33 protein-coding genes and 1 tRNA gene are annotated in these 26,313 nt (G+C 71.2%); 24 read left to right on the forward strand and 10 right to left on the reverse strand.

Annotated features, from left to right (window positions below; genetic code table 11):
• Nucleotides 1-54: 54 nt before the first annotated feature.
• The 5 genes from AB0H12_RS13190 to AB0H12_RS13210 all read right to left on the reverse strand — a co-directional run bounded on the left by AB0H12_RS13190 (nucleotide 55) and on the right by AB0H12_RS13210 (nucleotide 2,204).
• On the reverse strand, nucleotides 55-594 hold the full coding sequence (locus tag AB0H12_RS13190) for a hypothetical protein (protein ID WP_499623042.1): 540 nt from the start codon (nucleotides 592-594) through the stop codon (nucleotides 55-57).
• Nucleotides 595-639: 45 nt separating this feature from the next.
• Complete coding sequence (locus AB0H12_RS13195; protein ID WP_499623044.1) at nucleotides 640-993, reverse strand: hypothetical protein; 354 nt, start codon at nucleotides 991-993, stop codon at nucleotides 640-642.
• A gap of 170 nt (nucleotides 994-1,163) precedes the next feature.
• The gene (locus AB0H12_RS13200; RefSeq protein ID WP_499623046.1) at nucleotides 1,164-1,592 is read right to left on the reverse strand and encodes an OsmC family protein; all 429 of its coding nucleotides are present in this window, start codon (nucleotides 1,590-1,592) and stop codon (nucleotides 1,164-1,166) included.
• 115 nt (nucleotides 1,593-1,707) lie between these two features.
• A tRNA-Gly gene (locus tag AB0H12_RS13205) sits at nucleotides 1,708-1,780 on the reverse strand.
• A gap of 13 nt (nucleotides 1,781-1,793) precedes the next feature.
• Nucleotides 1,794-2,204 carry a DUF7674 family protein gene (locus AB0H12_RS13210; RefSeq protein WP_499623047.1) on the reverse strand — a complete coding sequence of 137 codons (411 nt, stop codon included), beginning with the start codon at nucleotides 2,202-2,204 and terminating at the stop codon, nucleotides 1,794-1,796.
• Nucleotides 2,205-2,452: 248 nt separating this feature from the next.
• Here AB0H12_RS13210 and AB0H12_RS13215 point away from each other — a divergent pair, with 248 nt between their 5' ends.
• From AB0H12_RS13215 to AB0H12_RS13235, 5 genes are all read left to right on the forward strand, one after another.
• A complete protein-coding gene (locus tag AB0H12_RS13215; protein WP_499623049.1) occupies nucleotides 2,453-3,805 on the forward strand; it encodes a sigma-70 family RNA polymerase sigma factor in 1,353 nt (450 codons plus the stop codon).
• An 86-nt stretch (nucleotides 3,806-3,891) separates the two neighbouring features.
• Nucleotides 3,892-4,326, forward strand: coding sequence for a DUF983 domain-containing protein (locus AB0H12_RS13220; protein ID WP_230569423.1), 435 nt, complete (start codon nucleotides 3,892-3,894; stop codon nucleotides 4,324-4,326).
• A 27-nt stretch (nucleotides 4,327-4,353) separates the two neighbouring features.
• Nucleotides 4,354-5,217, forward strand: coding sequence for a DNA-formamidopyrimidine glycosylase family protein (locus AB0H12_RS13225; protein ID WP_499623051.1), 864 nt, complete (start codon nucleotides 4,354-4,356; stop codon nucleotides 5,215-5,217).
• Between the two features lie 93 nt (nucleotides 5,218-5,310).
• Nucleotides 5,311-5,613, forward strand: a complete 303-nt coding sequence (locus AB0H12_RS13230) for a hypothetical protein (RefSeq protein ID WP_499623052.1) — start codon at nucleotides 5,311-5,313, stop codon at nucleotides 5,611-5,613.
• Between the two features lie 183 nt (nucleotides 5,614-5,796).
• Complete coding sequence (locus AB0H12_RS13235) at nucleotides 5,797-7,056, forward strand: histidine kinase (protein ID WP_230569420.1); 1,260 nt, start codon at nucleotides 5,797-5,799, stop codon at nucleotides 7,054-7,056.
• A 5-nt stretch (nucleotides 7,057-7,061) separates the two neighbouring features.
• Here the strand turns inward: AB0H12_RS13235 and AB0H12_RS13240 are convergent, their stop codons facing one another.
• Nucleotides 7,062-7,229 carry a hypothetical protein gene (locus tag AB0H12_RS13240; protein WP_197289226.1) on the reverse strand — a complete coding sequence of 56 codons (168 nt, stop codon included), beginning with the start codon at nucleotides 7,227-7,229 and terminating at the stop codon, nucleotides 7,062-7,064.
• Between the two features lie 53 nt (nucleotides 7,230-7,282).
• Between AB0H12_RS13240 and AB0H12_RS13245 the strand changes: the two genes are divergently transcribed.
• The 8 genes from AB0H12_RS13245 (at nucleotide 7,283) to AB0H12_RS13280 (ending at nucleotide 14,967) form a co-directional block, all read left to right on the forward strand.
• A complete protein-coding gene (locus tag AB0H12_RS13245) occupies nucleotides 7,283-8,149 on the forward strand; it encodes a S49 family peptidase (protein WP_230569419.1) in 867 nt (288 codons plus the stop codon).
• Between the two features lie 61 nt (nucleotides 8,150-8,210).
• Nucleotides 8,211-9,071, forward strand: a complete 861-nt coding sequence (locus tag AB0H12_RS13250) for a LytR/AlgR family response regulator transcription factor (RefSeq protein ID WP_499623053.1) — start codon at nucleotides 8,211-8,213, stop codon at nucleotides 9,069-9,071.
• Nucleotides 9,068-9,508 (forward strand): hypothetical protein, encoded by a 441-nt coding sequence (locus AB0H12_RS13255; RefSeq protein WP_499623055.1) that lies wholly within the window; start codon nucleotides 9,068-9,070, stop codon nucleotides 9,506-9,508. The genes AB0H12_RS13250 and AB0H12_RS13255 overlap by 4 nt, the downstream gene beginning before the upstream one ends.
• Nucleotides 9,509-9,543: 35 nt before the next feature.
• Complete coding sequence (locus tag AB0H12_RS13260) at nucleotides 9,544-11,301, forward strand: sodium/solute symporter (RefSeq protein ID WP_499623184.1); 1,758 nt, start codon at nucleotides 9,544-9,546, stop codon at nucleotides 11,299-11,301.
• 380 nt (nucleotides 11,302-11,681) lie between these two features.
• A complete protein-coding gene (locus AB0H12_RS13265; RefSeq protein ID WP_499623057.1) occupies nucleotides 11,682-12,029 on the forward strand; it encodes a DUF485 domain-containing protein in 348 nt (115 codons plus the stop codon).
• Nucleotides 12,026-13,615 (forward strand): monocarboxylic acid transporter, encoded by a 1,590-nt coding sequence (locus tag AB0H12_RS13270; protein ID WP_499623058.1) that lies wholly within the window; start codon nucleotides 12,026-12,028, stop codon nucleotides 13,613-13,615. The genes AB0H12_RS13265 and AB0H12_RS13270 overlap by 4 nt, the downstream gene beginning before the upstream one ends.
• Before the next feature lie 106 nt (nucleotides 13,616-13,721).
• Entirely contained in the window at nucleotides 13,722-14,060 is a 339-nt protein-coding gene (locus AB0H12_RS13275; RefSeq protein ID WP_230569413.1) for a rhodanese-like domain-containing protein, read from the forward strand.
• Between the two features lies 1 nt (nucleotide 14,061).
• Nucleotides 14,062-14,967 (forward strand): DUF4328 domain-containing protein, encoded by a 906-nt coding sequence (locus tag AB0H12_RS13280; RefSeq protein ID WP_499623060.1) that lies wholly within the window; start codon nucleotides 14,062-14,064, stop codon nucleotides 14,965-14,967.
• A gap of 1 nt (nucleotide 14,968) precedes the next feature.
• Here AB0H12_RS13280 and AB0H12_RS13285 read toward each other — a convergent pair whose 3' ends face one another.
• Nucleotides 14,969-15,733, reverse strand: coding sequence for an SDR family oxidoreductase (locus AB0H12_RS13285; RefSeq protein ID WP_499623062.1), 765 nt, complete (start codon nucleotides 15,731-15,733; stop codon nucleotides 14,969-14,971).
• 65 nt (nucleotides 15,734-15,798) lie between these two features.
• Between AB0H12_RS13285 and sigJ the strand changes: the two genes are divergently transcribed.
• The 4 genes from sigJ to AB0H12_RS13305 all read left to right on the forward strand — a co-directional run bounded on the left by sigJ (nucleotide 15,799) and on the right by AB0H12_RS13305 (nucleotide 19,026).
• On the forward strand, nucleotides 15,799-16,704 hold the full coding sequence (gene sigJ, locus AB0H12_RS13290) for an RNA polymerase sigma factor SigJ (RefSeq protein WP_499623063.1): 906 nt from the start codon (nucleotides 15,799-15,801) through the stop codon (nucleotides 16,702-16,704).
• Between the two features lie 250 nt (nucleotides 16,705-16,954).
• Nucleotides 16,955-17,776 carry a helix-turn-helix domain-containing protein gene (locus AB0H12_RS13295; RefSeq protein ID WP_499623064.1) on the forward strand — a complete coding sequence of 274 codons (822 nt, stop codon included), beginning with the start codon at nucleotides 16,955-16,957 and terminating at the stop codon, nucleotides 17,774-17,776.
• 8 nt (nucleotides 17,777-17,784) lie between these two features.
• Nucleotides 17,785-17,985: a DUF397 domain-containing protein gene (locus AB0H12_RS13300; protein WP_499623065.1), complete on the forward strand. Its 201-nt coding sequence runs from the start codon at nucleotides 17,785-17,787 to the stop codon at nucleotides 17,983-17,985.
• Nucleotides 17,986-18,009: 24 nt separating this feature from the next.
• Nucleotides 18,010-19,026 (forward strand): glycerophosphodiester phosphodiesterase, encoded by a 1,017-nt coding sequence (locus AB0H12_RS13305; RefSeq protein WP_499623067.1) that lies wholly within the window; start codon nucleotides 18,010-18,012, stop codon nucleotides 19,024-19,026.
• Here AB0H12_RS13305 and AB0H12_RS13310 read toward each other — a convergent pair.
• Nucleotides 18,992-19,693: a hypothetical protein gene (locus tag AB0H12_RS13310; protein ID WP_499623069.1), complete on the reverse strand. Its 702-nt coding sequence runs from the start codon at nucleotides 19,691-19,693 to the stop codon at nucleotides 18,992-18,994. The two genes, AB0H12_RS13305 and AB0H12_RS13310, sit on opposite strands and share 35 nt — an antisense overlap.
• Nucleotides 19,694-19,733: 40 nt before the next feature.
• Nucleotides 19,734-20,966 carry a cytochrome P450 gene (locus AB0H12_RS13315; RefSeq protein ID WP_499623071.1) on the reverse strand — a complete coding sequence of 411 codons (1,233 nt, stop codon included), beginning with the start codon at nucleotides 20,964-20,966 and terminating at the stop codon, nucleotides 19,734-19,736.
• Nucleotides 20,967-21,105: 139 nt separating this feature from the next.
• Here AB0H12_RS13315 and AB0H12_RS13320 point away from each other — a divergent pair, with 139 nt between their 5' ends.
• From AB0H12_RS13320 to AB0H12_RS13350, 7 genes are all read left to right on the forward strand, one after another.
• A complete protein-coding gene (locus AB0H12_RS13320; protein ID WP_499623072.1) occupies nucleotides 21,106-21,810 on the forward strand; it encodes a glycerophosphodiester phosphodiesterase family protein in 705 nt (234 codons plus the stop codon).
• A gap of 15 nt (nucleotides 21,811-21,825) precedes the next feature.
• On the forward strand, nucleotides 21,826-22,773 hold the full coding sequence (locus AB0H12_RS13325) for a DUF5926 family protein (protein WP_499623073.1): 948 nt from the start codon (nucleotides 21,826-21,828) through the stop codon (nucleotides 22,771-22,773).
• A gap of 61 nt (nucleotides 22,774-22,834) precedes the next feature.
• Nucleotides 22,835-23,158 carry a DUF952 domain-containing protein gene (locus AB0H12_RS13330; RefSeq protein ID WP_499623074.1) on the forward strand — a complete coding sequence of 108 codons (324 nt, stop codon included), beginning with the start codon at nucleotides 22,835-22,837 and terminating at the stop codon, nucleotides 23,156-23,158.
• An 86-nt stretch (nucleotides 23,159-23,244) separates the two neighbouring features.
• On the forward strand, nucleotides 23,245-23,766 hold the full coding sequence (locus AB0H12_RS13335; protein WP_499623075.1) for a SigE family RNA polymerase sigma factor: 522 nt from the start codon (nucleotides 23,245-23,247) through the stop codon (nucleotides 23,764-23,766).
• A complete protein-coding gene (locus AB0H12_RS13340; RefSeq protein WP_499623077.1) occupies nucleotides 23,763-24,503 on the forward strand; it encodes a hypothetical protein in 741 nt (246 codons plus the stop codon). Before AB0H12_RS13335 ends, AB0H12_RS13340 begins: the two co-directional genes overlap by 4 nt.
• Nucleotides 24,500-25,114, forward strand: coding sequence for a hypothetical protein (locus tag AB0H12_RS13345; protein WP_499623078.1), 615 nt, complete (start codon nucleotides 24,500-24,502; stop codon nucleotides 25,112-25,114). Before AB0H12_RS13340 ends, AB0H12_RS13345 begins: the two co-directional genes overlap by 4 nt.
• A 37-nt stretch (nucleotides 25,115-25,151) precedes the next feature.
• The gene (locus AB0H12_RS13350) at nucleotides 25,152-25,658 is read left to right on the forward strand and encodes a hypothetical protein (protein WP_499623080.1); all 507 of its coding nucleotides are present in this window, start codon (nucleotides 25,152-25,154) and stop codon (nucleotides 25,656-25,658) included.
• Nucleotides 25,659-25,717: 59 nt separating this feature from the next.
• Here the strand turns inward: AB0H12_RS13350 and AB0H12_RS13355 are convergent, their stop codons facing one another.
• Nucleotides 25,718-26,278: a ferritin gene (locus AB0H12_RS13355; RefSeq protein ID WP_499623081.1), complete on the reverse strand. Its 561-nt coding sequence runs from the start codon at nucleotides 26,276-26,278 to the stop codon at nucleotides 25,718-25,720.
• Nucleotides 26,279-26,313: the final 35 nt, after the last annotated feature.

Raw genomic sequence — 26,313 nt, forward strand, 5'->3', positions numbered from 1 at the left:
CCGCACGGGCTTCGGCAACGAGAAGGGGGCGGTTCCCGGCCGGCGGGGCCGCCCTCAGTTCTTCTTGGTGAGCAGGGTCGGGCCGACGATGCGGCGCGCGATCCGGCGCAACCGGCTGCGCGGGGTGGGCGGCGGCGTCGGCTTGGCGGCGGTGGACGGCGTGGCGAGTGCGGCGGGTGACGGTGCTGCGGCGATCGCGGACGCGGCGGGCTGCGCGGACGCGGCGGGCTGCGCGGGTGCGGCGAGTGACGGAGTTGCGGCGGGCGCGGGCTGTGCGGACGCGGCGGTCGCGGGGGAAGCGGGCCGACCAGGGGGTGCGACGGGCGCACCGCCGGCCTGGCCGTCGAGCTTGCCCCTGAGCGCGTCGATGAGACTGCCGTTGCTGTGGCCGTTGCCGTTGCCGTTGGTGTGGCCGTTGGGCGTGCCGGTCACCGGCTCGAACTTCGTGGTCGCCGCCGCGACGGGCGTCAGGTTGGTCGCGGTCATCGGCTCCGTGGTGGGCCAAGCGGGTTCCCGCATGGCGACGGGCTGCACGCGGACCGTGGGCGTGTCGTTGGTTCGCTGGGGCTGGGTGGGCACCTGGCTGGACGTCACGCCTCGATCTTGCCAAAACACGTTCGGTTATCCAGTGCCGGGCGATCAGCAGAAGATGAGCCCGCACTGCCTGCGGGTCGTCGTCGTGGTCGTCGTGGTGGTGGGCCGCCGCGTCGTGGTCGTCGTGGTGGTCGGCCGCGCGGTGGTGGTCGTCGTCACGTCCGACGTGGTGGTGGCGGTGGTGGTGCCCGTCGACGTGGTGGTCGTGGCCGACGACGTGGACGTGGCGCTGGTCCGGCCGGACGTACCGGTGCTCGACGACGTCGTGCCGGTCGCGGTGACCGTGCGGTCCGGCTGCTCGCTGCGCTTGACGACCACGATCTCGCCGCCGCCACCGGTCGGCTCGAGGCCTCGCGGCGACTTGGCCATGCTCCCCTGCGCGGCCAGCAAGGCGGCCACCGCCGCACCGATCAAGGCGCCGAATGCGAGCCGACCGGATCCACCCAACGCCGTGAGCATCCCCAACGACTACCGGCCTCACTCATTCGGGTCAATTCCTCACGGACAACTGGTACCGGCCTGACACTTCGGGTATCGGACCGGTACCAGAGCTCATCCGCGAACCCGGGTCACGCCTGGAGGTTGGCCGTCAGCGTGATCTCCGTGCCGGCCAGCGCCTTGCTGACCGGGCAGTTCTCCTTGGCGCCCTCGGCCGCCGCCGTGAAGCCCTCGGCGTCCAGCCCCGGCACGACCGCGGTGACGGTCAGGTGGATGCCGGTGATGCCGGTGCCGGGCTGGAACGTCACCTCCGCCGAGGTCTCGACCTGCTGCGGCGGGGTCCCCGCCTGCGCGAGCGCGTGCGAGAGCGCCATCGAGTAGCACGACGAGTGGGCCGCGGCGATCAGCTCCTCGGGGCTGGTCTTGCCGTTCGCCGCCTCGGCCCGGGAGGGCCAGCTCACGTCGAACACGCCGATGCCGGACGACTCGAGGGCGACGTTGCCCTTGCCCTCCAGCAGGTTGCCTTCCCAGTTCGTGGTCGCCTTGCGGGTGGTGGCCATGTGCGCAACTCCGTCTTCGACGAGGAAACTTCCGCCGCCAAACCTAATGGTGATCGTCGGATCGTGTCGTGGCGCATGCGAAAGGCCCCCGGTGCGATACCGGGGGCCTTCGAAGAGCGGATGACGAGACTCGAACTCGCGACCCTCACCTTGGCAAGGTGATGCGCTACCAACTGCGCTACATCCGCCTGTTGGAGACAACTATAGACCATGTTCGAAGTGGGTTTCGACGGGGGGTCCCGTCTGGGCCAGGAGCTGGTCGACCTCGGTCAACCGCTCCTTCGGCCAGCGCCACTCCCACAGGGGTCTGACCCGGTCGACGACCTCGGCGGGCAGCCACGGCGCCACCTCGTCGCGCAGCTCCCACTCGTCGAACACGTGCTCGTAGAAGCTGACCACGGACGCGTCGGACAGGAACCGCTCGGGCTGCCGGAAGCACCAGTGCGCGAAGCCGTACACCCGGCCGAGCACCTCGCGGTCGCCGTCGCGGTGCGCCTCCAGCGCGAGTTGCCACAACTCGGACAGGAACACGTGACAGGACCAGGACTCGCGCTCGACAACGGCGCTCAGCTCGGGGAGGAGGGCGGAAGCCCTTGTGCGCCAATCGACCACGCGGCAGGAGACTACTCGTCACCGGGCGGTCCGCAGCGCGATCGGCCACCAGCCGACGCCCACCCGTGACCGCCCCGTCACCGACCGCGAGCACCCTTGATCGGGTGCGCAGGTGCTCTGACTAGGCCGAACGGTCGACGTCGTCCGTCGGGTGTTCGGTATCGGCTCGCTATCACTTCGGCCCGGAACCAGCCGACTGTGGCATCTTGGCCACTGGACCACAGGCGGGGCGGGAGGTGCCGGGCGGGATGGCCGGAGATGCCGATTTCGACCGGGAACTGCTCGCCAGGGTCAGGGCGGGGGACGACGGCGCGTTCGGCGAGCTGTTCACCCGTCACGCCGACGCCGTTCGTCGGTTCGCCCTCCGGCACGTGCGTGAACACGCCGAGGCCGACGACCTGACCGCCGAGGCGTTCTTCCGCGTGCTCCAGGCGATCCGCCGGGGCAACGGACCCACCGAGCACGTCCGCACCTACCTGCTGACCGTCGCACGCCGGGTGGCGTGGGAGTGGAGCGGGCGGCGGCGGGACGTGCCGGTGGAGGACGAGGAGCTGAGCCTCCGGGTCGAGCCGTTCCCGGACGTCACCGCGAACCGGCCGGAGCAGGCGCTGATCTCCCGCGCGTTCACCAGCCTGCCCGAGCGGTGGCGCACGGTGCTGTGGCAGGTCGAGGTGGAGGGCGAGCGGCCGGCCGCCGTCGCGCCGCACTTCGGCCTGAGCCCGAACGCGATGGCGGCGCTGGCCCGCCGTGCCCGCGAGGGGCTGCGGGCGGCGTACCTCCAAGCCCACCTCGCCGAGGACACCGGGTCGCGCGCGTGCAGCTCCGTGGTCGCGAAGCTGGGCGCCTACACGGCGGGCGGCGCGCAGGGCGCCGAGCACCGGCGCATCCGCAAGCACCTGCGGACCTGCTCTTCCTGCAACGCGCTGCACGCCGAGCTGGTCGAGGTGTGCTCGACGTTGCGGGCGCACGCGGCGAGCATCGCCGTGCCGGTGGCCGCGACCGCGCTGCTGGGGCCGGCGGCGCTCGGCCCGTCGGTGGTGGGCCCAGCGGTGGTGGGCAAGGCGGTCTGGCTCAGCGGGCGGGTGAAGCTGGCGTTGGCGGCCACCGCCTCGGCCGCCGCGGTCGGCCTGTTCGGGGTGGTGGCCGGGCCGTTCACCGGCGCGCCGGGCCCGGCGCTGGTCCAGTCCGGCCCGGACGGCGCGCCCGGCGAGAACGTGCTGGCCCTGTGCTCGACCGAGGCGACCACGACCGCGACCGGCACGGCGACCAGCGCGACGTCGCCGACGCCGGCCGGCGCGCGGCAGGTCGCGCACACCCGGGCGGAGCAGGTGGCGCGCCCGACGCCGACGACGTCCACCTCCGTCCCGCCGCGGGTCGTGCCGACCAGTTCCACCGGGCCGGCCGAACCACGCGACCTGGACCCGACCACGACGTCGACACCGGTCACCACCACGACCGACTCGCGCACGGTCCTCCTGGACACGACCACCACGACGACGACCACCACCGAACCGGACAAGTCGGCCGGCACGCCGACGTCCGCGGTCACGCCGACGACCGTGACGCTGCACCCGACGACGAGCGCCCTCGACCCCGCGTGACCGCCGGGTTTCACCCACGAGGTGCAAGACTTTGCCGGTAGCGTGGAAAACGCTGAGTGATCGCTCGACGTCTTGAGGAGACGGTGATGACGCGGCTGGTGCGCGGAGCTGACGGCCGGATGTGGACGGTGCGCAGCCAGATCGAGTGGCGCAACCCGTCGACGGACGAGGACTTCGAGCACGACGTGAGCGGAGGTCACGGCCCCGGCGTGCTGATGCTGGCGATCGTCATCGGCATGGCCGTGGTGCTGGTCGCGTGGACGCCGGCGGAGGTCGTCGTGCCGGCGTGGCTGCTCGTGGCGCTCGTCCTGGTGTTCCTGTTCTTCCCGGTGCGCTGGGCGGTGCGGCGGCCGTGGCTCGTGGCGGCGGAGTCGAAGAAGACCGAGGAGCTGCCGCCGGAGCGGTGGGTCGGCTCGGTGCGCGGCTTCCTGACCGTGCGCAACGAGGTCGCCAACGTGGCCCGCAAGATCGAGATGTACTCGCTGCCCGATCTGGACGGCCCGCTGCAACCGGTCGACTGATCGCCGTTCGCGGGTGACACTGTCCGGGTGCCGGAACTGCCCGAGGTCGAGGCGCTCGCCCACCACCTGCGCGAGCACGCCGTTGGACGGCGCGTGCACCGGGTGGACGTCGCGTCGTTGCAGGTGTTGAAGACGTTCACGCCGCCGTGGACCGAGCTCCAGGGGCGCGAGGTGACCGGCGCGGGCCGGTTCGGCAAGCACCTCGACCTGGACTGCGACGGCCTGCACCTGGTGGTGCACCTGGCGCGGGCCGGGTGGCTGCGCTGGTCGGAGCACCTGTCGGCGGCCCCGCCCAAGCCGGGCCGCGGCCCGCTGGCGCTGCGCGTGCACCTGGGCCCGCCGGGCGAGGGGCCCGGGTTCGACCTGACCGAGGCGGGCACCAAGAAGGGCCTGGCCGCGTGGGTGGTGACCGACCCGGCGGACGTGCCGGGTGTCGCGCGGCTCGGTCCGGACGCGCTGTCGCTCACGCGCACCCAGCTCGAAGACCTGTTCGCCGGCCGCACGGAGCGGCTGAAGACCGCGTTGACCGACCAGGCGCTGATGGCCGGTGTCGGCAACGCCTACTCCGACGAGATCATGCACACCGCCCGGCTGTCGCCGTACGCGACGGCGGGGAAGCTGCCGGCGGAGGCGTTGGACCGGCTGCACGAGGCGTTGGTCGGCGTGCTGAACGACGCCGTGGCCCGGTCGGTCGGCCAGTCGGCCGCGACACTGAAGGGTGAGAAGCGGTCCGGGCTGCGGGTGCATGCGCGGACCGGTCTGCCGTGCCCGGTGTGCGGTGACACGGTGCGCGAGGTCTCGTTCGCGGACAAGGCTTTCCAGTACTGCCCGACGTGCCAGACGGGCGGCAAGCCGCTCGCCGACCGGCGGATGTCGCGGCTGCTCAAGTAGGTCACACGGACGAGTGGCTTGGCCCGTTCGTCGGCTGAGCCGCGCCGACCGGGGAACTCCTCCGGGGTCCGACCGACCCAACTTGGAGGAGTCATGAACCAGCGCATCGCCGCCGCGCTGATCGGCGCCACGATGGGACTGGCCACGTTCGCCGGCTCGACCATCGCCGTCTCGGTCGCCGCGCCGGAGGCCGAGGAGCCGCCCCGGTTGCAGCAGGACCAGGTGTCCGAGGTGATCTGCCGCGTGCTGGAGGAGCTCGACCTGCTCGACGACCCCGCGCTGGCGGACCTGGTGGAGAAGCTGAAGTGCAAGGAGTCGGAAGACCCCGGCGAGTCGAAGCCGTCCGAGCCGAGCGAGTCGAAGCCGTCCGACCCGGGCGAGAGCGGTCGGCGCTGACGCGGGGTGAGCGCCGAGGCGGGGTGCGCGGCCCGAGTGATCGGGTCGCACCCACGCTCCGTGATCGTGAAGGGTCTTGATCACCCGTTCGGGTAAGCACTCTGCCACGGTTGCCCGCAATTCATCGGATGTGCGCGTCTCGCACCGCCCATCCCCTTGCCTATACCGCCCCCACGGCACAGCATGGACGCCGTGCGGGACCTCCTGACCGAGCGCGCTGTGCTCGGACTCATCGCGACCCTGGCCGTTCTCGGCCTCTTCGTGATGCTGTGCCGCGCCCGCCGCGTCAGCACGTCGGTCGAGGACGCCGTGATGGACATGCTGCACCGCATGTCGAAGGCGTCGGCCGACCTGCGCGAGGGCTTGACCGAGGACGCGGCGAACAAGGCGACGCCGCACCTGCGGGAGATGCTGCGGTGCGTCGCGGTCGGCATCACCGACCACGAGGGGACGCTGCTGTCGTGGGACGGCGGCGCCAACGACCACTACGAGTTCCTCCGCGCCTACATCGAGCGCGCCATCGGCGAGGGCCACAAGGAGCACGTCGAGCACCGCAAGCTGGAGTGCGAGCTGCCCGGCCCGTGCTCGCTGCACAGCGCCGTGATCGTGCCGCTGGTGGTGGAGGGCGACGTCGCCGGCACGTTGATCGTGGTCAGCGGCGTGGCGAACAAGCGGCAGATCCGGATGGCGGAGGAGACCGCGCGGTTCGTCTCCACGCAGCTGGAGCTGGAGGTGCTGCAGAAGTCCCGGCAGGCGTTGGCGCAGGCCGAGGTCAGGGCGCTGCGGGCGCAGATATCGCCGCACTTCGTCTACAACGCGCTGAACACGATCTCGTCGCTGATCCGCACCGACCCGGGGCACGCGCGGGAGCTGCTGCAGGAGTTCGCCGAGTTCACCCGCTACTCGTTCCGCACCGACGGCTTCTTCACCACGCTGGCCGACGAGCTGACCAACATCCACCGCTACCTGACCATCGAGCAGGCGCGGTACGGGTCGCGGCTGAACGTCCGGCTCAAGATCGCGCCCGAGGTGCTCCAGGTCGTGCTGCCGTTCCTGGTGCTGCAACCGCTGGTGGAGAACGCCGTGCGGCACGGCCTGGCGAAGAAGCCCGGCGGCGGTGAGCTGACGATCATCGCCGAGGACAACGGCGCGGAGGCGTTGATCTCGGTCGAGGACGACGGCGTCGGCATGGACCCGGACCGCCTCTTCGACGACCTCAAGGACGCGCACCAGACCGGCGCGCACGTCGGCCTCGGCAACATCAACCACCGGATGCGGGCGGTGTTCGGCGACGACTACGCGCTGGTCGTGGAGACGGCGCCGGAAGCCGGCATGAAGATCATCCTGAAGATCCCGAAGTACCGGCCGGGCGTGCAGACGAACCTGCCGCTGGTGCCGCCGCGGCTGGAGGACACCACCGAGCAGCCCGTGGTGCGCGCCTGATCAGCTCACGCGGCGGCGACGGCGAGGACGGTCACCATCATGACCGCGCAGACGCTCCACGTGATCCACATCCAGTAGACGTGCATGGCGGTGGGACCGTCCGCATTCTTGCGGCCCCGGTCGTCCCACCACTCGACGTAGCGTTCGAGCCACCGGAACGGGTTGAACGTCACCGGTCGATGTTAGCCGTGTCACGCGACCTCCGTTCACACGTAAGGTCGGAGCCATGAGCGTGACGGACAAGATCGCGGCCCGGCTGCCGAAGATCGTGAGCGAGCGGACCGAGCGCGGCCCCGTGGTGGCCGCCGTCCGACTGCACGGCGTCATCACCCCGACGCCGACGCCGATGGCCCGCAACACCATCAGCATGCAGACCGTCGAGAGCGCGCTGACCCGCGCGTTCGAGCACGACCGGCTGGTCGCGGTCGCCCTGCTGATCAACTCGCCCGGCGGCGCGCCGACGCAGTCCGCGCTGGTCGCCGAGCGCGTCCGCGAGCTGGCGGCCAAGAAGAAGGTGCCCGTCCTGGCGTTCTGCGAGGACCTGGCCGCCTCCGGGGGCTACTGGCTGGCCTGCGCGGGCGACGAGATCTACGCGCACGGCACGTCCCTGGTCGGCTCGATCGGCGTGGTCAGCGCGGGTTTCGGCCTCAACGGCCTGATCGAGCGCTACGGCGTCGAGCGGCGCGTGCACACGGCGGGCGAGGCCAAGGTGCGCCTGGACCCGTTCAGCCCGGAGAAGCCCGAGGACGTCGAGTGGCTCAAGGGCTTGCAGGCGCAGCTGCACGAGCAGTTCGCGGACTGGGTCAAGCAGCGCCGCGGCGCGAAGCTCAAGGCGACCGACGACGAGCTGTTCAACGGCGAGGTGTGGACCGGGGCGAAGGCGGTCGAGCTCGGTCTGGTCGACGGCCTCGGCACGCTGCGCGGCGTCGTGGCCAAGCGCTACCCGGACGCCGAGATCGCGATCGCCGAGCCGCGCCGACCCCTCCTCGCCCGGCTCGGACTCGCCGGCGCGACCACACGATCGGGCGACTTCCTGGTGGAGGGGTTGGCGGCGCTGGAAGAGCGGGCGCGCTGGTCGCGATTCGGCTTGTGAGGTCACGGCCCCGCGGCCGTCCGGCAACCGGCGTAGACAGCGACCCCACCGGGTCGGCAAGATGCGCGGCACAGTGAGTACCCCAGTGAACAATCGCGCGGACAGCAACGGCCTCCTCGTTCTGGCGGTGGACGACGAGGCACCCGGTCTGAGCGAGATCAAGTACCTGCTCGAAAGCAGCCCGCACATCCGACGCGTGCTCACGGCCTTCGACGCGGCCGAGGCACTGCGCATCCTCCGGGGTGACTACGACGTCGAGGTGATGGACCGCACCAGGGCAGGGCTACCGCCGGTCGACGCCGTGTTCGCCGACATCAACATGCCCGGGCTGAGCGGCACGGACCTCGCGCGCGTGCTCGGCGCGTTCCGGCAGCCACCGGCGTTGGTGTTCGTGACGGGCGTCGAGCACTCGGAGGCCGTGGTGGCGTTCGAGGTGGGCGCGCTGGACTTCGTGACCAAGCCGATCAACTCCGACCGGATCAACAAGGCGATCTCGCGGGTGGTCGACCGGGTCGCCGCGACACCGGCGATCACGCCGGAGCCCGCCGCGGCGGAACCGCAGGACGACGAGGTGATCCCGGTCGAGCTGGGTGGCACCATCAAGCTCGTGCCACGGGCCACCGTCCGCTACGTCGAAGCGCAGGGCGACTACGCGCGCCTGCACACCAACGACGGCGCGAGCCACCTGGTGCGCATCCCGTTGGCGCAGCTCGAAGAGCGCTGGGAGAACGCCGGGTTCGTCCGGATCCACCGGTCCTTCCTGGTGGCGCTGCCGCTGGTGACCGAGCTGCGGATGACGTCGAACGGGTACGCGGTGGTGATCGGCTCCGGCGAGGGCGCGAAGGAGCTGCCGGTCAGCAGGCGGCACACCCGCGAGTTGAAGGAGAGGATCGTGCGCCCCCCCAAGAGCAGTTGGGGATGACCAAGCACTCCGGCCCTCCCGGGCAACCGGACCAGCCGCAGCCGGCCGAGCGTGACGCCTGGCTGTCGGTCTCCGCGCGCAAGAACCGCAGGCGGCGCGTGGTCCTGGCGGATCCGCGCGGGCGCGGCCGGGTGCTGCGCACGATCATCGAGCTGGAGGAGCAGACCAGCGTCGGGGAGAAGCTGATCCGCGACCTGATCCGCACCCAGCTGCGCACGGGCCTGGCGCTCGGCGGCGGCACGTTGCTGCTGCTGGCGCTGCTGCCACTGGTGTTCTACCTGCTGCCGTGGCTGGCGGAGGTGCAGCTCGTCGGCGTGCGGCTGCCGTGGCTGCTGCTGGGGCTGGCGCCGTTCCCGCTCTGCTACGGCGTCGGCTACGCGTACCGAAGACTCGCCGAGCGGCACGAGCACGACTTCGTGAGTTCGGTGGACCGGTGATCGACAACCCGTGGAGCCTCGTGCTCGTCGGCGTGATGGCGTTGCTGACGTTCTCGTTGGGCTACGTGGGTTCCCGCCGGGCGAACACGACACCGGACTTCCTGGTGGCCCGCCGCGCGATCCCGGCCACCCGCAACGCCGCCGCGATCTCCGGGGAGTACCTGTCCGCGGCGTCGTTCCTCGGTGTGGCGGGGCTGGTGCTCAAGGACGGCATCGACGCCCTGTGGTACCCGGTCGGCTTCACCGCGGGGTACCTGGCGATGATGCTGTTCGTGGCGGCGCCGCTGCGGCGGTCCGGCGCGTACACGCTGCCGGACTTCGCCGAGGCGCGGCTCGGGCCGTCGAACCTGCGGCGGGTCTGCACCTTCTTCGTGATCTGCATCGGCGTGCTGTACCTGGTGCCGCAGCTGCAGTCGGCCGGGTTGACCTTGAACACGATCACCGGCCTGCCCGCGTGGCTCGGCGGCGCGGCGGTGACCGTGATCGTGGTGGTGAACGTCCTCGGCGGCGGGATGCGCGCGATCACGCTGGTGCAGGCGTTCCAGTACTGGGGCAAGCTGTTCGCGATCGCCGCGCCGACGTTCGTGCTGTTCGCGCTGTTCCTGACCGGTCCGGGCAACGGCGCGCAGCCGGTGGACGCCGCGGGCGTGCTGCGGTTCCCCGAGAACGTCGAGGCGACCACGGTCGACCCGGTGCGGGTGCGCGTCGACGTGGCGATGGAGCTGTCCGCGACCGGCCTGGTGAACGGCTCGCCCGCGGACGGCCCGGTGTACTGGACGCCCGGCCTGCACGAGGTGGGCGCGGAGACGAAGCTGCGGTTCGCCGCGGGCTCGCCGGTGCCGGTGGTCGAGGGGTCGCCGACGTCGAACCACGAATGGCTGCGCCCCCAGACGGAGGGCCTGTCGGGGCTGTTCGAGACGTACTCGCTGATCTTCGCGACGTTCCTGGGCACGATGGGGCTGCCGCACGTCCTGGTGCGGTTCTACACGAACCCGGACGGGCGGGCGGCGCGGCGCACGGCGCTGCACGTGCTGTACCTGCTGGGTCTGTTCTACCTCTTCCCGACCGTGCTGGGCGTGATCTCGCGCCAGTACCTGCCGCAGCTGCTGGTCACGGGCAAGACGGACGCGGCCGTGCTGCTGCTGCCGGGCACGATGCAGCCGAACGTCCTCGGCCAGGTGCTCGGCGCGATCGTGGCGGCGGGCGCGTTCGCGGCGTTCCTGTCCACGTCGTCGGGGCTGCTCGTGTCGGTGGCCGGGGTGGTGTCGACGGACATCCTGCCGGGCAAGGTGCGCGACTTCCGGTGGGCGACGGTGCTGACCGGCGCGGTGGCGATCGGGTTGGCGCTGCTGCTGCCCCGGTCGGACGCGTCGCTGACGGTGGCGATGTCGTTCGCGTTGGCGGCGTCCACGTTCTGCCCGTTGTTGTTGTTGGGCATCTGGTGGCGCGGGCTGACGTGGGTCGGCGCGATGGCAGGTCTGCTGGTCGGCGGCGGGCTGGTGATCGGCGCGCAGGTGGCGACGGTGGTCAGCTCGTACACCGGGGGGTGGGCGCCGTCGGTGTTCTCGCAGCCGGCCCTGGTGACCGTGCCGGTGGCGTTCCTGACGATGGTGATGATCAGCAGGCTGACCGCGCGCCGCAAGCCCGAGGACGTGAACCAGATCCTGCTGCGGTTCCACGCGCCGGATCCGCTGGGGTTCATGCGCGACCGGGAGTCGCAGTTCGGCACGGGCGAGGAGAAGGCGCGTGCGGCGGACCGCGAGCCCGGTGCGGGCGGACCGTCGTCGACCTGAACCGGTGTGAAACGCCTCACAGTGACGTTTGAGCGCCCGGCTGGGGGTTAGGCCTTCGGGCAGGCCTGCCGCCGGTCGCCGCCCGCGATGACCTGCGGCGCACCGGGTCGATCCGGAGGCCTGTCGCTGAGAGTGGAGATAGGTCTCAATCGGGTGAAGATAAAGACACCGATCCGGCTATCGGTGACTTCGATCACCCGAGTGGCAGTTCGTCTCAGAGTTACTACCGCTCATCGCATCACTCGACTGTTGAGCGCAAGGTCACACAAAAGGTCTTTCAGGCGTGAGCCAGGTCTCCCTACGGTGCACGGCGTATCAGGAACGCACCAGGAGGACTTACGTGCCGTTCACACCGTCGTCAAGTACGCGAGGAGGGGACCGTGAGCACCTCTGAGCAGCACACCCCCGATGCCCAGGACAACCACAACTGGGTGGATGTGCAGAACAGCCCCGACTTCCGCGAGTTGCGCCGGCGGCTGCGCAGTTTCGTCTTCCCCATGGCCGGTCTCTTCCTGGCCTGGTACCTGCTGTACGTCCTGCTCGCCGACTACGCCCACGGGTTCATGTCGACGAAGGTCATCGGCAACATCAACGTCGGCCTGATCCTCGGGCTGCTGCAGTTCGTGTCGACGTTCGTCATCACGACGCTGTACGTGCGGCACGCGAACAAGAACCTCGACCCCATGGCGGAGAAGCTCCGCAACGAGCTCGAAAGGGGTCAAGCGTGAACGGCAACGCCCTGCTCAACATCGGCATCTTCGGCATCTTCGTCGCGGCAACCCTGGTCGTCGTCATCCGGGCCAGCCGCAACAGCAAGACGGCCGCCGACTACCTCGCCGCGGGCCGTGCCTTCACCGGCCCCCAGAACGGCATCGCGATCGCCGGCGACTACCTGTCCGCCGCCTCGTTCCTCGGCATCGCGGGCGCCATCGCGGTCAACGGCTACGACGGCTTCCTGTACTCCATCGGCTTCCTGGTGGCGTGGCTCATCGCGTTGCTGCTGGTCGCGGAGCTGCTGCGGAATACGGGCAAGTACACGATGGGCGATGTGCTGGCGTTCCGGATGCGGCAGCGCCCGGTCCGCGCGGCGGCGGCCACCTCGACGATGGCCGTGTCGTTCTTCTACCTGCTGGCCCAGATGGCGGGCGCCGGCGGTCTCGTCGCGCTCCTGCTCGGCATCACCGGCAAGGGCGGCCAGGCCGTCGTCATCGCCGTCGTCGGCGCGCTGATGATCGCCTACGTGCTCATCGGCGGCATGAAGGGCACCACCTGGGTCCAGATCATCAAGGCCGTTCTGCTGATCGCGGGCGCCGGCTTGATGACCGTCTGGGTGATGGGCAAGTACGGCTTCAACCTGTCGAGCCTGCTCGGCTCGGTGTCGGACAAGCTGCTCGGCCCCGGCCTGCAGTACGGCAAGACCGAGACCAGCAAGCTCGACTTCATCTCGCTCGCCCTGGCGCTGGTGCTGGGCACGGCCGGCCTGCCGCACATCCTGATGCGCTTCTACACGGTCCCGACCGCGAAGGAAGCCCGTCGTTCCGTGGTGTGGGCGATCTGGCTGATCGGCATCTTCTACCTGCTCACCCTGGTGCTGGGCTACGGCGCGGCGGCCCTCGTGGGCTCCGACAAGATCCAGAAGGCGCCCGGTGGCGTGAACTCCGCCGCGCCGCTGCTGGCCGAAGCCCTCGGCGGGCCGATCCTGCTCGGCCTGATCGCCGCGGTCGCGTTCGCCACGATCCTCGCCGTGGTCGCCGGCCTGACGATCACCGCGTCGGCGTCGTTCGCGCACGACATCTACGCGAACATCATCAAAAAGGGTCAGGTGGAGGACAAGGAAGCCGAGGTGAAGGTCGCCCGGCGCACGGCTGTCGTGATCGGCATCGTCGCGATCCTCGGCGGCATCCTGGCCAACGGCCAGAACATCGCCTTCCTGGTGGCGCTCGCGTTCGCGGTGGCGGCCTCGGCGAACCTGCCGACGATCCTGTACTCGCTGTTCTGGAAGCGCTTCAACACCGCGGGCGCCCTCTGGAGCATCTACGGCGGTCTCGGCATCACGGTGCTGCTGATCGTGTTCTCGCCGGTGGTGTCGGGCAAGCCGGTCAACCCGCAGACCGGCAAGAGCGCGTCGATGCTGCAGGGCGTCGACTTCCACTGGTTCCCGCTCGACAACCCGGGCCTCGTGTCGATCCCGCTGTCGTTCCTGCTGGGCTTCCTAGGCACCGTGCTGTCGAAGGAGAACAACAAGGAGAAGTACGCGGAGATGGAGGTGCGCGCCCTCACCGGCGTCGGCGCCGAGAAGGCGACCGCCCACTAGTCGCCGCCGTTCCCGCTGGACACCACGCCGGCCATCGTCCTCTCGGGGACGGTGGCCGGCGTGCTCCTTTATCCCCGGTTCATCACCGCCGTGGCAGCATGGACCCGTGACGGTTCCCAGCGTTGAAGTGTCCGAGGTGCCGGCGGAGCTGCCGGAGGGCAAGGTCCTGCTCGACGTGCGCGAGGCCGACGAGTGGGCGGCCGGCCACGCCCCCGGCGCCCTGCACATCCCGATGAGCGAGTTGGCGGGCAAGCTCGACGAGCTGCCGGGCGACTCCGAGTTCTACGTCGTGTGCCGCTCGGGCGGCCGTTCCGCGCGGGTCACGCAGTACCTGAACGCCAACGGCTGGGAAGCGACGAACGTCGACGGCGGCATGCAGGTGTGGGCCGCGTCCGGCCGTCCGCTGGTCGGTGAGGTCGACGGCGCGGAGCCCGAGGTCATCTGACATGGCGCTGCGACCGCTGCGCGTGGACTGGGTGGCGACCCCGCCACCCGGCGCCTACCCGCACCGTCGCCGGGGTGCGCCGCGCCGGGCCTACACCGGCCCGCCGTCGTACCCGGTGCCGCCGCGCTGGGGCTTCCCGCTGCTGGCGTGGCGCTGGCCCACGTCCGTGGCCATGGACGACGACCGGTCCGCCGACACGGTCGAGCAGGCGCAGCGGCTGGCGCGCACGGCGTCGCACGCCCTGGGCCTGGCCGCGTTGACGGCGTTGTGGGCGGCGGGCAGCGAGCTCTGGCGTTACGCGTTGTTGCTGCTCAGCCGCTACGGCGCGATGTCGGAGACCACGGTCGGCGTGTCGGACGCCATGGTCGTGGCCTCGTCCGTGGTGACGATCGTGGCGACCGCGGTCGCCCTGGTCTTCACCCTGCTGTGGCTGCGCCGGGCCCGCAACGCCGCCGCCACCGAGGCGGGGTACGGCCCGTCGAGGTCGGACCGCGAGGTGCTGATCGGCCTGGTGGTGCCGGGGGTGAACCTGGTGGTGCCCGGCTCGGTCCTGGCCGAGCTGGAGCACGCCGCCCTGCGCGAGCCGGCCACCGCCCGCCCGGCGCCCTCCAAGCTGGTCCGCTGGTGGTGGGGCCTGTGGGCGTTCACGGGCCTGTTCGTCGCGTTCACCGTGGTCTGGGGCTTCCGCTCCAGCGTGCAGGCCATGGCGGACGGCGTGCTGTTCCACGCCGTCGCCGACCTCCTGGCCTCCGCCGTGGCGGTCCTGACGGCGGTGCTGGTCCGCCGCATCACCACGCTCCTGCTGCCGGTGGACGCCGGCGCGATCCGCCGCATGCGGGTCGTGGACGTCAAGGACGCCCCGACCCCGGTCCTGCGCCCCATCCGCTCCTCGGGCTCGCCGCGCTGACTCACCGGTCCGCCGGCACCCGTTCGGCGAGGAAGTCCTCCCAGGTCCGCGTGCCCCTCGCGGCTCCCGGGCCGGCCAGGTTCTCGCCCGCGCGGTAGGCCCGGCCCGCTTTGCCCGGCATCCGGACGGGCAGCGCGGGACGGCGCTTGTCGCGTGCCGCCAGGTAGCCCCGCACCAGGTCGGCCAGGCCGTAGACCTTCGGGCCGGCCAGGTCGGGCACCAGGCCGGCCGGTGTGCCGAGCGTCAGCTCGACCAGCCGTTCCGCCACGTCACGGGCGTCGACCGGTTCGAACCGCAGGCCGCCGGGGATGGGGACGACCGGCAGCTTCGCCATCTTCTCGACCACGGTCAGGACCAGGTCGTGGAACTGGGCGGCCCGCAGGGTCGTCCACGGCAGGCCCGAGTCGGCCACCGCGCGTTCCGCGCCGAGCTTCTCCCGGAACCAGGAGAGCGGCACGCGGTCCGCGCCGATGGCCGAGATGTGGACGAAGTGCCGCACACCACCGGTCGCCGAAGCCGCGCGCACCAGCCGCCCGGTCGCCTCCGCGTCACCCTTCGGGCCGCCGGCCAGGTGCAGGACGACCTCCGCGCCCTCGACGGCCGCCTCGACGCCCTCGCCCGTGAGCAGGTCGCCGGTGACGTGCTCGACGCCGTCCACCGGCCCGTGGCCGTGCCTGCTGAGCACGCGCACCCGGTGCCCGTCCAGCAGCGGCACGACCAGGCGCCCGAGGGTGCCGGTACCGCCCGTGACCAGGATGGATGTCATTGTTCCTCCGAACATGTCGAGTGGGTCCACTGCGTCGACCCGCGGCGCGGAGGGAATGTGACACGGTGGACGAGCTGACCCAGCGCTTCGAGGAGCACCGGGCCCACCTGCGCGCGGTGGCGTACCGGATGCTCGGCTCGGTGGCCGAGGCGGACGACGCCGTGCAGGACGCCTGGCTGCGGTTCGACCGCGCCGACACCGGCGAGGTGGAGAACCTCGGCGCGTGGCTGACCACGGTCGTCGCCCGCCTCTGCCTGAACGTCCTGCGCTCGCGCGAGCAGCGGCGCGAGGACTCGTTCGACGTCCACCTGCCCGACCCGGTCATCAGCTACGACGACGGCACCGACCCCGAGCACGAAGCGGTGCTCGCCGACTCGGTCGGCCTGGCGCTGCTGGTCGTCCTGGACACCCTCACGCCCGCCGAACGCCTCGCGTTCGTGCTGCACGACATGTTCGCCGTGCCGTTCGACGAGATCGCCGCGGTGATCGAGAAGTCGACGGCCGCGACCCGCCAACTCGCCGGCCGCGCCCGCCGCCGCGTCCAGGGCCGCGTCCCGACCCCGGACACCGACCCGACCCGGCAGCGGGAGGTCGTGACCGCGTTCTTCGCCGCCGCACGTGACGGTGACCTCGACGCCCTGGTCGCCGTGCTCGACCCGGACGTCGTGCTCCGCTCCGACGGCGGCGCGGGCTCACGCTTCTCGGTCACCCTCTCCGGGGCCCGCACCGTGGCCGGCCAGGCGGTCACCTTCGGCCGGCTGTCGCCGTTCGCCCGCCCGGCGCTGGTCAACGGCGCGGCCGGGGTCGTCGTCGTGGCCGACGGCCGACCGCTGTCGATCATGGCGTTCACCGTCGCGGCCGGCCGGATCGCCGCCATCCACGTCCTGTCCGACGCCGAGCGCCTCCAGGACCTCGTCGTGCTCCCAGACGAGCGCGAGGGGGACGCGCCTGCCGTAGCGCTTGAGGGCTGATTCGGCGGACGTGTGCTGCCCGATGAACGTCCGACCGGTCTCGGGATCACGCCGGTAGACGATCGCGTCCGACCGGTCCTCGTCCAAGACCTCCATGCCCCAGGCGAAGATCCGGCTGCGGTCGGTCGCGTCCACCAGGCTGAAGAGATTCGCTTCCACGGGGACGACTGTGCGGCCGGGAGATCCGCCCGATGCGGTGAAGCACAGCGGGAATCCCGCATCCGCGCGTCCCACCGGATCATGCTGCCCTGTGCCCACCCCGCCACCGTTCCGCCGCCGTCGGCTGGGGCGCAAGCTCGCCCGGATGCGGACCCAGGCCAAGTTGACCCTCGACGAGGCCGCCAAAGCCCTCTACCGCACCAAGTCCACCCTCCACCGGCTGGAGAAGGGCGAGACGATCCTCGACGTCCACCTCGCCAAGTCGATGATGGACCTCTACGACCAGTACGACCCCGACCTCATCGACCAGGCGCTGCGAGCCCGCGAGCCCGGGTGGTGGACCACCTACGGCATCGAGAACCAGGGCTACATCGACGTCGAGACCGAGGCGTCCGACCTCTCCGAACTCGCGTTGCTGGTGGTCCCGGGCCTGCTGCAAACGGTCGGGTACATGCGCGCGTTGTTCGAGGCCCACCGCTTGCCGCGCACCAAACGATGGCTGGAGAACGACATCCGTGTCCGCCGGATCCGCCAGGAGCGACTGACCGGTCCGGACCCGCTGCGACTGCACGCGATCATCGACGAAGCCGCGCTGCGCAAGGACGTCGGCGGGCCGGAAGTCATGCGCGAGCAACGGCAACACCTGGTGGACATGGCGGAACTGCCCAACATCACCCTCCGCGTGATGGCCAATCTCAGGGGCGCGCACGCCGGCATGGTCGGCGGCTTCACCCTGCTCGGGTTCGAGGACGACGAGCCGCCGGTCCTCTTCATCGAGCACATGGCGGGTGCGGTGCACATCGAGGATGAACGCGGCCTTCGGGAAGCTAAACTCATGTTCGAGCACTTGACTTCCCAAGCGCTGGGCCCGGAGGAGTCGATCGCCTTGGTCGAACGGGTTCTGGCGGAGTGAAAGAGGCGATGGCTGTGTCCACTGTGGACCTTTCGGGTGCCGTGTGGCGGAAGAGCAGCCGTAGTGGTGGCGCGAGCAACACCAACTGCGTGGAGGTGGCGTTCGCGGGGCCGGTGGTCGCCGTGCGGGACTCGAAGAACCCGCAGGCCGCAACGCTCGCGTTCCCCGCTGTTCAGTGGTCGTTCTTCCTGCGGCACTTGGGCTCCTGACCGGCCGCGTGCCACCGTGACCCCATGCGGGTACTCGCGGCGGCACTGATCCTGACCCTGCTGGGCTCCGGCGTGGCGAACGCCACCGGCGGGAAGAAGTTCGACCTCCAAGCCCACCGCGGCGGGATCGGGCTGACCGTCGAGAGCACGTTGGCGGCGTTCGGCAAGGCGCTCGAACTGGGCGTCACGACGCTGGAGCTGGACGTCCAGATCACCAAGGACGGCCGTGAGGTCGTCACCCACGACCGCAAGACGAACCCGAACAAGTGCGTCGACACCGCGCCCGCGTTCCCCGGCGACCCGGCGTTCCCGTACGCGGGCAAGTACGTGAAGGACCTCACGTTCGCGCAGGTCCGCACGCTGGACTGCGGTTCGCGGCGGTGGGCGCAGTACCCGGACCAGGAGCTGTCGCCGGGCGCGCGGATGCCGACGTTGGCCGAGGTCTTCGCGCTCGCCCGCAGCTACCGGGCGTTCGACGTCAAGTTCAACATCGAGACCAAGGTCGAGGCCGCCGCGCCGCACGAGACCGCCCCGCGCGAGCAGTTCGTCGAGGTCACGGCCCGAGAGATCCGCAAGTCCGGCTTCTTCCGCAACGTCACCGTCCAGTCGTTCGACTGGGGCACGCTGATGCTGTGGCGCCAAGCCGAGCCTCGCCTGCCGCTGGTCGCGCTGACCCAGCCCGAGTTCCTGCGCCCCGGCTCCCCGTGGACGGGTGGCCTGAAGCTGGAGGACTTCGGCGGCAGCGTGGTCGAGGCGGTGAAGAGCTTCGGCGCGTCCGCGCTCTCCCCGGTGCACGGCAACCCGCAGAACGGTGGGGTCGGCGACCCGGACTACGTCCCGTTCACCACGAAAGCCCTGGTGGACGAGGCGCACGCGCACGGCCTGAAGGTCGTCCCGTGGACGGTCAACGACCCGGCCACCATGCACAAGCTGATCGACGACGGCGTGGACGGCATCATCACCGACTACCCGGACCGCCTGCGCACGGTGATGGCCGAACGCGGCTTCAAGCTGCCGAAGAAGTACTCGCGCAAGCGCTAGCGGCCCGCGCCCAGCGGCGCTTGTGGAAGATCGGGTCGCGCCCGTAGACGTCGAGCGCCACGTCGGGCTCGGCGAACACCCTCCGCAGGCCGGTCAGGTGCGCGTGCCCGTGCCGGTGGACCTCCCGGTCCGCGGCGACCAGCTCACCCGCCTCGGTGAACAGGTCGCCGAGGCGGAGCAGCGAGCGGCTCGTGCTGGAAACGACGAGGGTGGCCGCGTGCTCGGCGAGCGTGATCCGGTGCGACCCGGTCCACTCCCACTCGCGCCACACCTCGTCGGTGCGCGCGGGTGGCGTCGTGAACCGTCCGGGACGTGCCGTCGACCTCCGCAGCGCCCGCCGCACCTCGGGCCACCCCGACGGCCTCAACCCGACGTCACGCCGCACCACCAGCAGGTCCACGGGCCCGGCGCAGCCCATCCGCCAACGCTCTCCCCCCGGCACGTTGTCCCGCGCCGGGACGAACAGCGCGCTGTGCCGACTGGTCGCCGCCAACCGCACCAACGCACCCAACCGCAGCAGGTCGGCCCGTGACCCGGTGACCGTCGCCAGGCCGACGATCGGCTCAGGGGGCCGCACCCAGAGGTTCCGCAGCCGTGCGGCGGGCACGAGGACGCGGTGCAGCGGCGCGTGCCGCACCACCGGGTGCGCGATCACCGACAACCGCATCGGCCCAGCGTGGCGGGGGCGTGCCCCGCCGTCCACCGGATTACGCCGACGTCAGCGGCAGGTCGTGCAGGCCCCGGATGACGAACTCGGCGCGGCGGCGCGGTTCGGCGGCCAGGGTGGCGTTCGGCAGCTTGCGCGCCAGGGAGGACAGGGCCGCCTGGACCTCGATGCGGGCCAGGGGCGCGCCGAGGCAGTAGTGGATGCCCATGCCGAACCCCAGGTGGGGGTTGGGGTTGCGGGTGATGTCGAAGGTGTCCGGGTCGGCGAAGACCTCGGGGTCGCGGGCCGCCGCGCCCAGCAGCGCGGCGATCTTCTGGCCCGGCTCGACCCGGTAGCCGGCGATGGTGACGGGCTCGGTGGCGGTGCGTTCGAACAGCTGCAACGGCGAGTCGTAGCGGATCAGCTCCTCCACCGCCGTGGGTAGCAGAGCGTGATCGTTCACCAGGCGTCGCCACTCGTGCGGGTGGTTCATCAGCGCTTGGACGCCGTTGCCGATCACGTTGACCGTGGCCTCGTGGCCGGCCATGAGCAGCAGCACGGCGGTCGCCACCAGCTCGTCCTCGGTCAGCTTCGCGCCGTCGGTGTCGGTGACCGCCACCAGGTCGGACACCAGGTCGTCACCGGGCGACGTGCGCCGCAGCGCGATCAGCTCCCGCAGGTACGCGACGAACTCCGCGGACGCGCGCTCGGCCGCCGCCTGCTTGTCCGCGGCCAGGTCGTACTCGTACATCTTCACGATGGCGTTCGACCACGGCTGCAACAGCGCCCGGTCCCGCGCGGGCACGCCCAGCAGCTCGGCGATCACCTCGACCGGCAGCGGCGCGGCCACGTGGGACAGCAGGTCGGCCTGCCCCTCCGACGAGATCTTGGCCACGAGCTCGTCCACGAGGCGGTCGGCCAGCTCGGCGATCCACGGCCGCAGCCGCTCGACGTGACCGCGGCCGAACGCGGCGGCCACCAGCCTGCGCAGCCTGCTGTGCGTGGGCGGCTCGTTCTCCAGCAGCGAGTTGCGGTGCAGGAGGTTGAACGACGCGAACCGGTCCACCGGCTTCGCGTCGGTCCAGATGCGGCCGAGCGCCCGGTGCCTGAGCACGGCCGACGCCGCCGCGTGCGACACCGCCACCGCGACGCCCATCTCCTCGTGCCAGTGCACGTCGCCCTGCGCGCGCATCGCGGCGAACGCGGGGTACGGATCCGCGATGAAAGCCGGATCGTGCTGGTCGAAGTAGGCCACGGTGACGGACGGTAGGTCTTGAGCAGGGCTCGCGTCCATCCGAGTGTGGTTGTTGTTTCAAACATTCAGCGAGCTGTGACTTCGAGTAGTCGGGTCGCGTCGGGCGGTCGCGACGCCAAAGGCGGCGCCGTCCAACGCGGGTTGACCCGGTGCGTGCTCCGCCAGGAGCATCCCTGACGTGTCACCTGAAGTCATCGCTCACCGCGGCGCGTCCACCCGCCGCCCCGAGCACACCCTCGCCGCCTACGAGCTGGCGCTGCGCCACTCCGACGGCCTGGAGTGCGACGTGCGGCTCACCAGGGACGGGCACCTCGTGTGCGTGCACGACCGCACGATCGACCGCACCAGCGGCGGCGCGGGGAAGGTCAGCGCGATGACCCTGGACGAGCTCCGCCGGCACGACTTCGGCAGCTGGCACGGCGGCGAGCCGGCCGAGGTGCTGACCCTGGACGTGCTGCTCGGCCTCGCCGCCGACCACGGCAAGCGGCTGTTCGTCGAGACCAAGCACCCCGTCCGGTACGGGAGCCTGGTCGAGCGCAGGCTCGCCGAGGAGCTGGGCCGCCACCGGGTCGACGCGGTGATGATGTCGTTCTCCGTCTTCGCCGTGCACCGGTTCAAGAAGCTCAGGCCCGAGGTGCCCACGGTCCTGCTCTACGACCGGCTGTGGCCGAAGGTGAAGCCCCACTTCGCCGACTACGCCGGACCGGGCGTTCACCTGCTCAAGCGTCACCCCGCCAGGGGAGAGGGTGTCTACGCGTGGACGGTGGACGACCCGGCCGACATCGCGTTGTGCCGTGAGCGGGGCGTCCGGTTCCTCGCCACCAACAACCCGGAGGAGACGCGCGAGCACCTTGCGGATAACTTGACGCCCGACCAGCCCTGAGACCGAGGAGGCGCGGTGGCGAAGCGGACAGCCGTGAAGAACAAGCCGGCGGACGGCGTCAACCCGCGGCAGCCGTGCCCGTGCGGCTCCGGCAAGCGCTACAAGGCCTGCCACGGCTCGGCGGGCGGCGCGGCGGACGTGATCGTCTCCCGCCCGTTCCAGGGCCTGGCCGCCGAGGCGGAGCTGATCGCGCTGCGCGAGTTCGTGCCCTCGGCGACGGTGAAGCTGCCGCTCAAGGCGGACAGCGGTCGCGAGGTCGTGCTGGCGACCGTGCTGCCGATGGCGGCGGCGGGCCTGGTCCGCTCGGACGGCACCGCGTTCGTCGGCCTCCAGGTGCAGACCCGGTCCGGCGACCTCAGCCGCGACCTGGCGCGTGCCGTGCAGTGGGCGCTGACCGCGAAGACCGGTGACGCCCTCGCGGTCGTCGGCACGGACGACGGCTCGAACCCCGGCCGCCTGCAGGACCTGCTGGACGTCGAGGCGACGTTGAGCCCCGAGCTGCACCCCGACTTCGCGTGGTGGCTGCCGCCGGACAACGAGCCCGCCGGCGAGGTCGCCCTGTCCCTGGAGCGGGCCAACGCCGCGATCCTGCCCACCGAGCGCCTCGACGCGCCGGGCGTGGCCGCCGCCTACTGGGTGGACGCGGGCGACAAGGCGCACCTGCGCTGGGTCCGCCCCGAGCCGGAGGAGACGCTGCTCGCGGCGCTCGCCCGGCTGTCCGTGCGCGGCGAGCTCGACCTGGGCGAGGGCTCCCGGTACGCCGGGTCGTTCCGCGCGCACGGCCTGCTGGTCCCGGTGTGGGACCTGGACCGCGAGCTGCACTCCAGCGAGTGGGCGCCTGGCGCGGAAGCGTTGGGCAATCGTTTGCGGGATGCCCTGACCAGCCTCGACGCCGAACCGCTCACCGAGCAGGAACGGCGCTCGCGCGACGGTCTGCGCGGGCGGCAGATCACCCTGCGCTGAACCTGTCCACAGGTATCCCCAGCTTTGTCCACAGGCTCCTGTGGACAAGTGAGGAGTCGGAGTGATCCTGCGGATCAGCCCGAAGGCGGACTGGAGGCGGGCCCGCGAGGACGGCGCGATCCCGCTCGACCTCGACGGTTTCGTGCACTGCTCGGATCCCGGGACCGTGCACCTGCCCGCCAACCGCCTGTACCCGCACCGGCACGACCTCGTGCTGCTGGTGATCGATCCCGAGGGCCTGCCCGTGCTGTGGGAGCCGGGCGAGACCGAGGACGGCCCGTGGTTCCCGCACGTCTACGGGCCGATCCCGGCCGACGCGGTGGTGGCCGTGCACGAGTTCACGCCGGACGCCGACGGCGCCTTCCGTCCGTTGCCCGTTTTGTGACCTTGGTCTGAGGCAACCGACAACCCCGCTCGAGCGTGTCCTCTCCGACGGTGGCCGAGGGGCCGCCGCTCGAGGGGGGTTTCGAGGTGACCGCGGTCTTGCCGGGGGAAAGAGCCACCGATCGTGGTGGGGGGACGACGGCCGACTTCGCCGACTTCGTGCGGATGTCGTTGCCGGGCCTGTTGCGCTACGGGCACGCCTTGACCGGCAACCCGCACGACGCGGGCGACCTGGTGCAGGCCGTGCTGGAGAAGGTCGGCGCGCGGTGGGCGGCGGTGCTGCGCAAGGGCGACCCCTTGGCGTACGTGCGGCGGTCCATGGCGAACGCCAACACCAGCCGGTGGCGCCGTCGGCGGCGTGAGGACCTGGTGGCGGAGTTCCCCGACGCGGTCGCCGCGGCCGGGCACGACCGCCTGGAGCACGAGCCGCTGTGGCAGGCGCTGCGGGCGCTCCCGCCGCGTCAGCGCGCCGTGGTCGTGCTGCGCTTCTACGACGGTCTGTCCGAGGCCGAGATCGCCCACACGCTCGGCGTGTCCGCGGGCACGGTCAAGAGCCAGAACAGCAAGGCGATGGCGACCTTGCGCGCACGACTGGGGGATTCGGGGTGAACCTCGAGGAGGAGTTGGGCCGGTTGCTGCGGGACGACCGGTTGGACGTGCGGGCCAGGCCGGACGCGACCGAGGTGGTCGTGGCGGGGGCGCGCCGTGCGCGTCACCGGCGGACCGCGGTGGTGGGCGCGGTCACGGCGGTCGCGCTGGTGGCGAGCGGGTGGGGTGTGTCGGCGCTGGGCGGCTCGTTGAGCCTGCCGTCCGTGGACCCGGCCGTGCTGCCGACCACCACCACGACCGCCACGACGGCGACGCCCGCCGGGGGGACCGAGGTCGCGCCGCCGCCGCACACCGTGGTGGAGACGGTCACGGTGATGGTGACCAAGGGGCCGACGCGACCGGACGTGGGGTACGGCGCGGTGAAGTTCGGCATGACCGAGCAGGAGGTGGCGGCCACCGGTCTGGTGACCGCGGCGCCCGGCGGCGAGTGCGCGGCGTTCGCGTGGACGAGCGAACCGGGCACCGCGAACGCCGTGCTCGTGGCGCGTGGCCAGGGCGTCGTGCGCATCACGTTGCCCGCGGCCGGCAGGACGTCGAAGGGGATCGGCGTCGGCTCGACGCTGGAGCAGGTGAAGGCGCAGTACCCGCAGGGGGAGCAGGCCCACGGGGGCTACCAGGTCTCCATGACCGGTGACGTGGGCTGGATGTACGTGTTCGCGCTGGACGCGGAGCGGGTTGTCGGAATTCGGATGCAGCGGCTCACCGCCGACTGCGCGCAGCAGGGGGAACAGCGATGAAGGTCATGGGTGTGGTGCTGGTGGTCGCCGGTCTGGCGATGGTGGGGTGCACGGCGCAACCGGACGCGTCGATCGGCTCGGCGTCGCCGGCGTCGACGACCACGACCGCGGTCACGACCACCGCGCCGTCGAGCACGTCGGCCGTCGCGCCGAGCACCGTCACGGTGCAGTCGACGGTGACGAGCACCGTGCAGGAGACCGTGGTGGTGGACACGACGCCGGTGCTCAGCCACTCCGCGTTCGGCGCGATCAAGCTCGGCATGACGCGCGAGCAGCTCGTGGCGACCGGTCTGGTCGGGGAGCCGACGCTGCGGATGAGCTCGGAGTGCGACATGTACCCGCTGAAGTCCGGCAACGGCTCCGCGTGGATCCAGGACGGCAAGGGCCTCATGGCGATCTTGGTGAACTACGGCGCCGTGACCGCCGAGGGCCTGCCGGTCGAGATCGGCCCGGCCGACCCGCGGCTCGCCGAGACCTACCCGAGCGGCGAGCCTTGGCAGAATGGCGGCGGTGTGACGGCCGCTTTCAGGGTGTGGGTGACCGACGACGTGAACTACCAGTTCCGGGGCAGCACCGCGCTGGCCCGTCGGGGTCAGGCCTGCTTCAACTGATCATGCCGCGGGTGGGGTCGAGCGGGAGGATGGACGGATGAAGCGGCTGGTCGTGGTGGCGGCAACCCTGCTGCTGACCGCCTGCGAGTCGTCCGCGCCGCAGGTCGTGCCACCCATCACGAACGTCAGCGGCACGTCCGGGGCGGGTGACGCGGCCGTGCTCGACGGCCGCGGCATCGGCGCGGTGCGGCTGGGGATGTCGTTGCAGCAGCTCAAGGCCACCGGCGAGGTCGGCGAGGAGATGACGGAGTCCGCGTTCTCGTGCCCGGTGCACGAGCTGGAGACCGTCGAGGGCTGGGTGGGCCTGCACGACGGCGTCGCGGTGGACCTCCGGGTCGAGTCGGGCGCCCGCACACCGGAAGGCCTGCGCCTCGGCGACTCGCGGGCCCGCATGCACGAGGTCTACCCGGACGTGGAGCAGACGCCGCACGGGTTCGTCCGCGCGGCGGACCGCGGGACCTGGTTGTGGTTCTACTTCCGCGACGCGGGCGACACCCTCACCGGCATCGGCCTGACCAGGGAAGGCCACGGCTGCCTGAACTGACCGCGACGCCCGCCACCCACAGGGGTGACGGGCGTCGTTCGCTGTCGGCGGGTCGGCCTCTACACGGCGCCACCCGCGGCGCGCGGCGTGCCGTTGTCGGCTTCCTCGCCCACGCTCTCGCGGGTCAGGAAGGTCTCCACGTGGAACAGGTTGCCGTCGGCGCGGTCGATCACGGTGAGCAGCGTGCTCATCGACGCGACCTCCTCCACCTGCTCCTTCAGGAACCACTGGAGGAACTGCTCGCCGATGTAGTCGCCCTCGTCGCGGGCCGTCTTGGCGAGCGTGACGATCTGCTCGGTGACCTTCTTCTCCTGCTCCAGCGCGAGCGCGACCGGCTCGCGCGGCGCGGTGAAGTCGTTGCGCACGTCGTCCACACCGGGAATGGCCACCGGCAGTCCGTTGTCCATCAGGTACTGCACGATCATCATCGCGTGGTTGCGCTCTTCCAGTGCCTGCTTGTAGAAGTGCGACGCGAGTCGCGGCAGGTCGGCGGCGTCGAACCAGACCGCGATGGCCACGTACTGCTGCGAGGCCGTGAACTCGTTGCGCACCTGCTCCTGAAGCAGGGCGTGGAACTTCGAGGAACGCGCGGCGGTAATCTTCTTCAAGTTGACAGCCATGCTCGCAGAATAACCGAAAGTGCGCTTTAATGCAT

Source organism: Actinosynnema sp. NPDC023794, from assembly GCF_040639675.1.
GTDB classification, from domain to species: domain Bacteria; phylum Actinomycetota; class Actinomycetes; order Mycobacteriales; family Pseudonocardiaceae; genus Actinosynnema; species Actinosynnema luteola.

What these genes read in the sequence shown, in the direction of transcription:
- AB0H12_RS13215 (WP_499623049.1), top strand. Translation starts at nt 2,453, where the DNA reads ATGGCCGGAGATGCCGATTTCGACCGGGAACTGCTCGCCAGGGTCAGG.
- AB0H12_RS13300 (WP_499623065.1), top strand. Translation starts at nt 17,785, where the DNA reads ATGGCTGTGTCCACTGTGGACCTTTCGGGTGCCGTGTGGCGGAAGAGC.
- AB0H12_RS13200 (WP_499623046.1), bottom strand. Translation starts at nt 1,592, where the DNA reads ATGGCCACCACCCGCAAGGCGACCACGAACTGGGAAGGCAACCTGCTG.
- AB0H12_RS13250 (WP_499623053.1), top strand. Translation starts at nt 8,211, where the DNA reads ATGCGCGGCACAGTGAGTACCCCAGTGAACAATCGCGCGGACAGCAAC.
- AB0H12_RS13230 (WP_499623052.1), top strand. Translation starts at nt 5,311, where the DNA reads ATGAACCAGCGCATCGCCGCCGCGCTGATCGGCGCCACGATGGGACTG.
- AB0H12_RS13235 (WP_230569420.1), top strand. Translation starts at nt 5,797, where the DNA reads ATGGACGCCGTGCGGGACCTCCTGACCGAGCGCGCTGTGCTCGGACTC.
- AB0H12_RS13355 (WP_499623081.1), bottom strand. Translation starts at nt 26,278, where the DNA reads ATGGCTGTCAACTTGAAGAAGATTACCGCCGCGCGTTCCTCGAAGTTC.
- AB0H12_RS13350 (WP_499623080.1), top strand. Translation starts at nt 25,152, where the DNA reads ATGAAGCGGCTGGTCGTGGTGGCGGCAACCCTGCTGCTGACCGCCTGC.
- AB0H12_RS13255 (WP_499623055.1), top strand. Translation starts at nt 9,068, where the DNA reads ATGACCAAGCACTCCGGCCCTCCCGGGCAACCGGACCAGCCGCAGCCG.
- AB0H12_RS13260 (WP_499623184.1), top strand. Translation starts at nt 9,544, where the DNA reads ATGGCGTTGCTGACGTTCTCGTTGGGCTACGTGGGTTCCCGCCGGGCG.
- AB0H12_RS13220 (WP_230569423.1), top strand. Translation starts at nt 3,892, where the DNA reads ATGACGCGGCTGGTGCGCGGAGCTGACGGCCGGATGTGGACGGTGCGC.
- AB0H12_RS13305 (WP_499623067.1), top strand. Translation starts at nt 18,010, where the DNA reads ATGCGGGTACTCGCGGCGGCACTGATCCTGACCCTGCTGGGCTCCGGC.
- AB0H12_RS13245 (WP_230569419.1), top strand. Translation starts at nt 7,283, where the DNA reads ATGAGCGTGACGGACAAGATCGCGGCCCGGCTGCCGAAGATCGTGAGC.
- AB0H12_RS13280 (WP_499623060.1), top strand. Translation starts at nt 14,062, where the DNA reads ATGGCGCTGCGACCGCTGCGCGTGGACTGGGTGGCGACCCCGCCACCC.
- AB0H12_RS13315 (WP_499623071.1), bottom strand. Translation starts at nt 20,966, where the DNA reads ATGGACGCGAGCCCTGCTCAAGACCTACCGTCCGTCACCGTGGCCTAC.
- AB0H12_RS13310 (WP_499623069.1), bottom strand. Translation starts at nt 19,693, where the DNA reads ATGCGGTTGTCGGTGATCGCGCACCCGGTGGTGCGGCACGCGCCGCTG.
- AB0H12_RS13345 (WP_499623078.1), top strand. Translation starts at nt 24,500, where the DNA reads ATGAAGGTCATGGGTGTGGTGCTGGTGGTCGCCGGTCTGGCGATGGTG.
- AB0H12_RS13285 (WP_499623062.1), bottom strand. Translation starts at nt 15,733, where the DNA reads ATGACATCCATCCTGGTCACGGGCGGTACCGGCACCCTCGGGCGCCTG.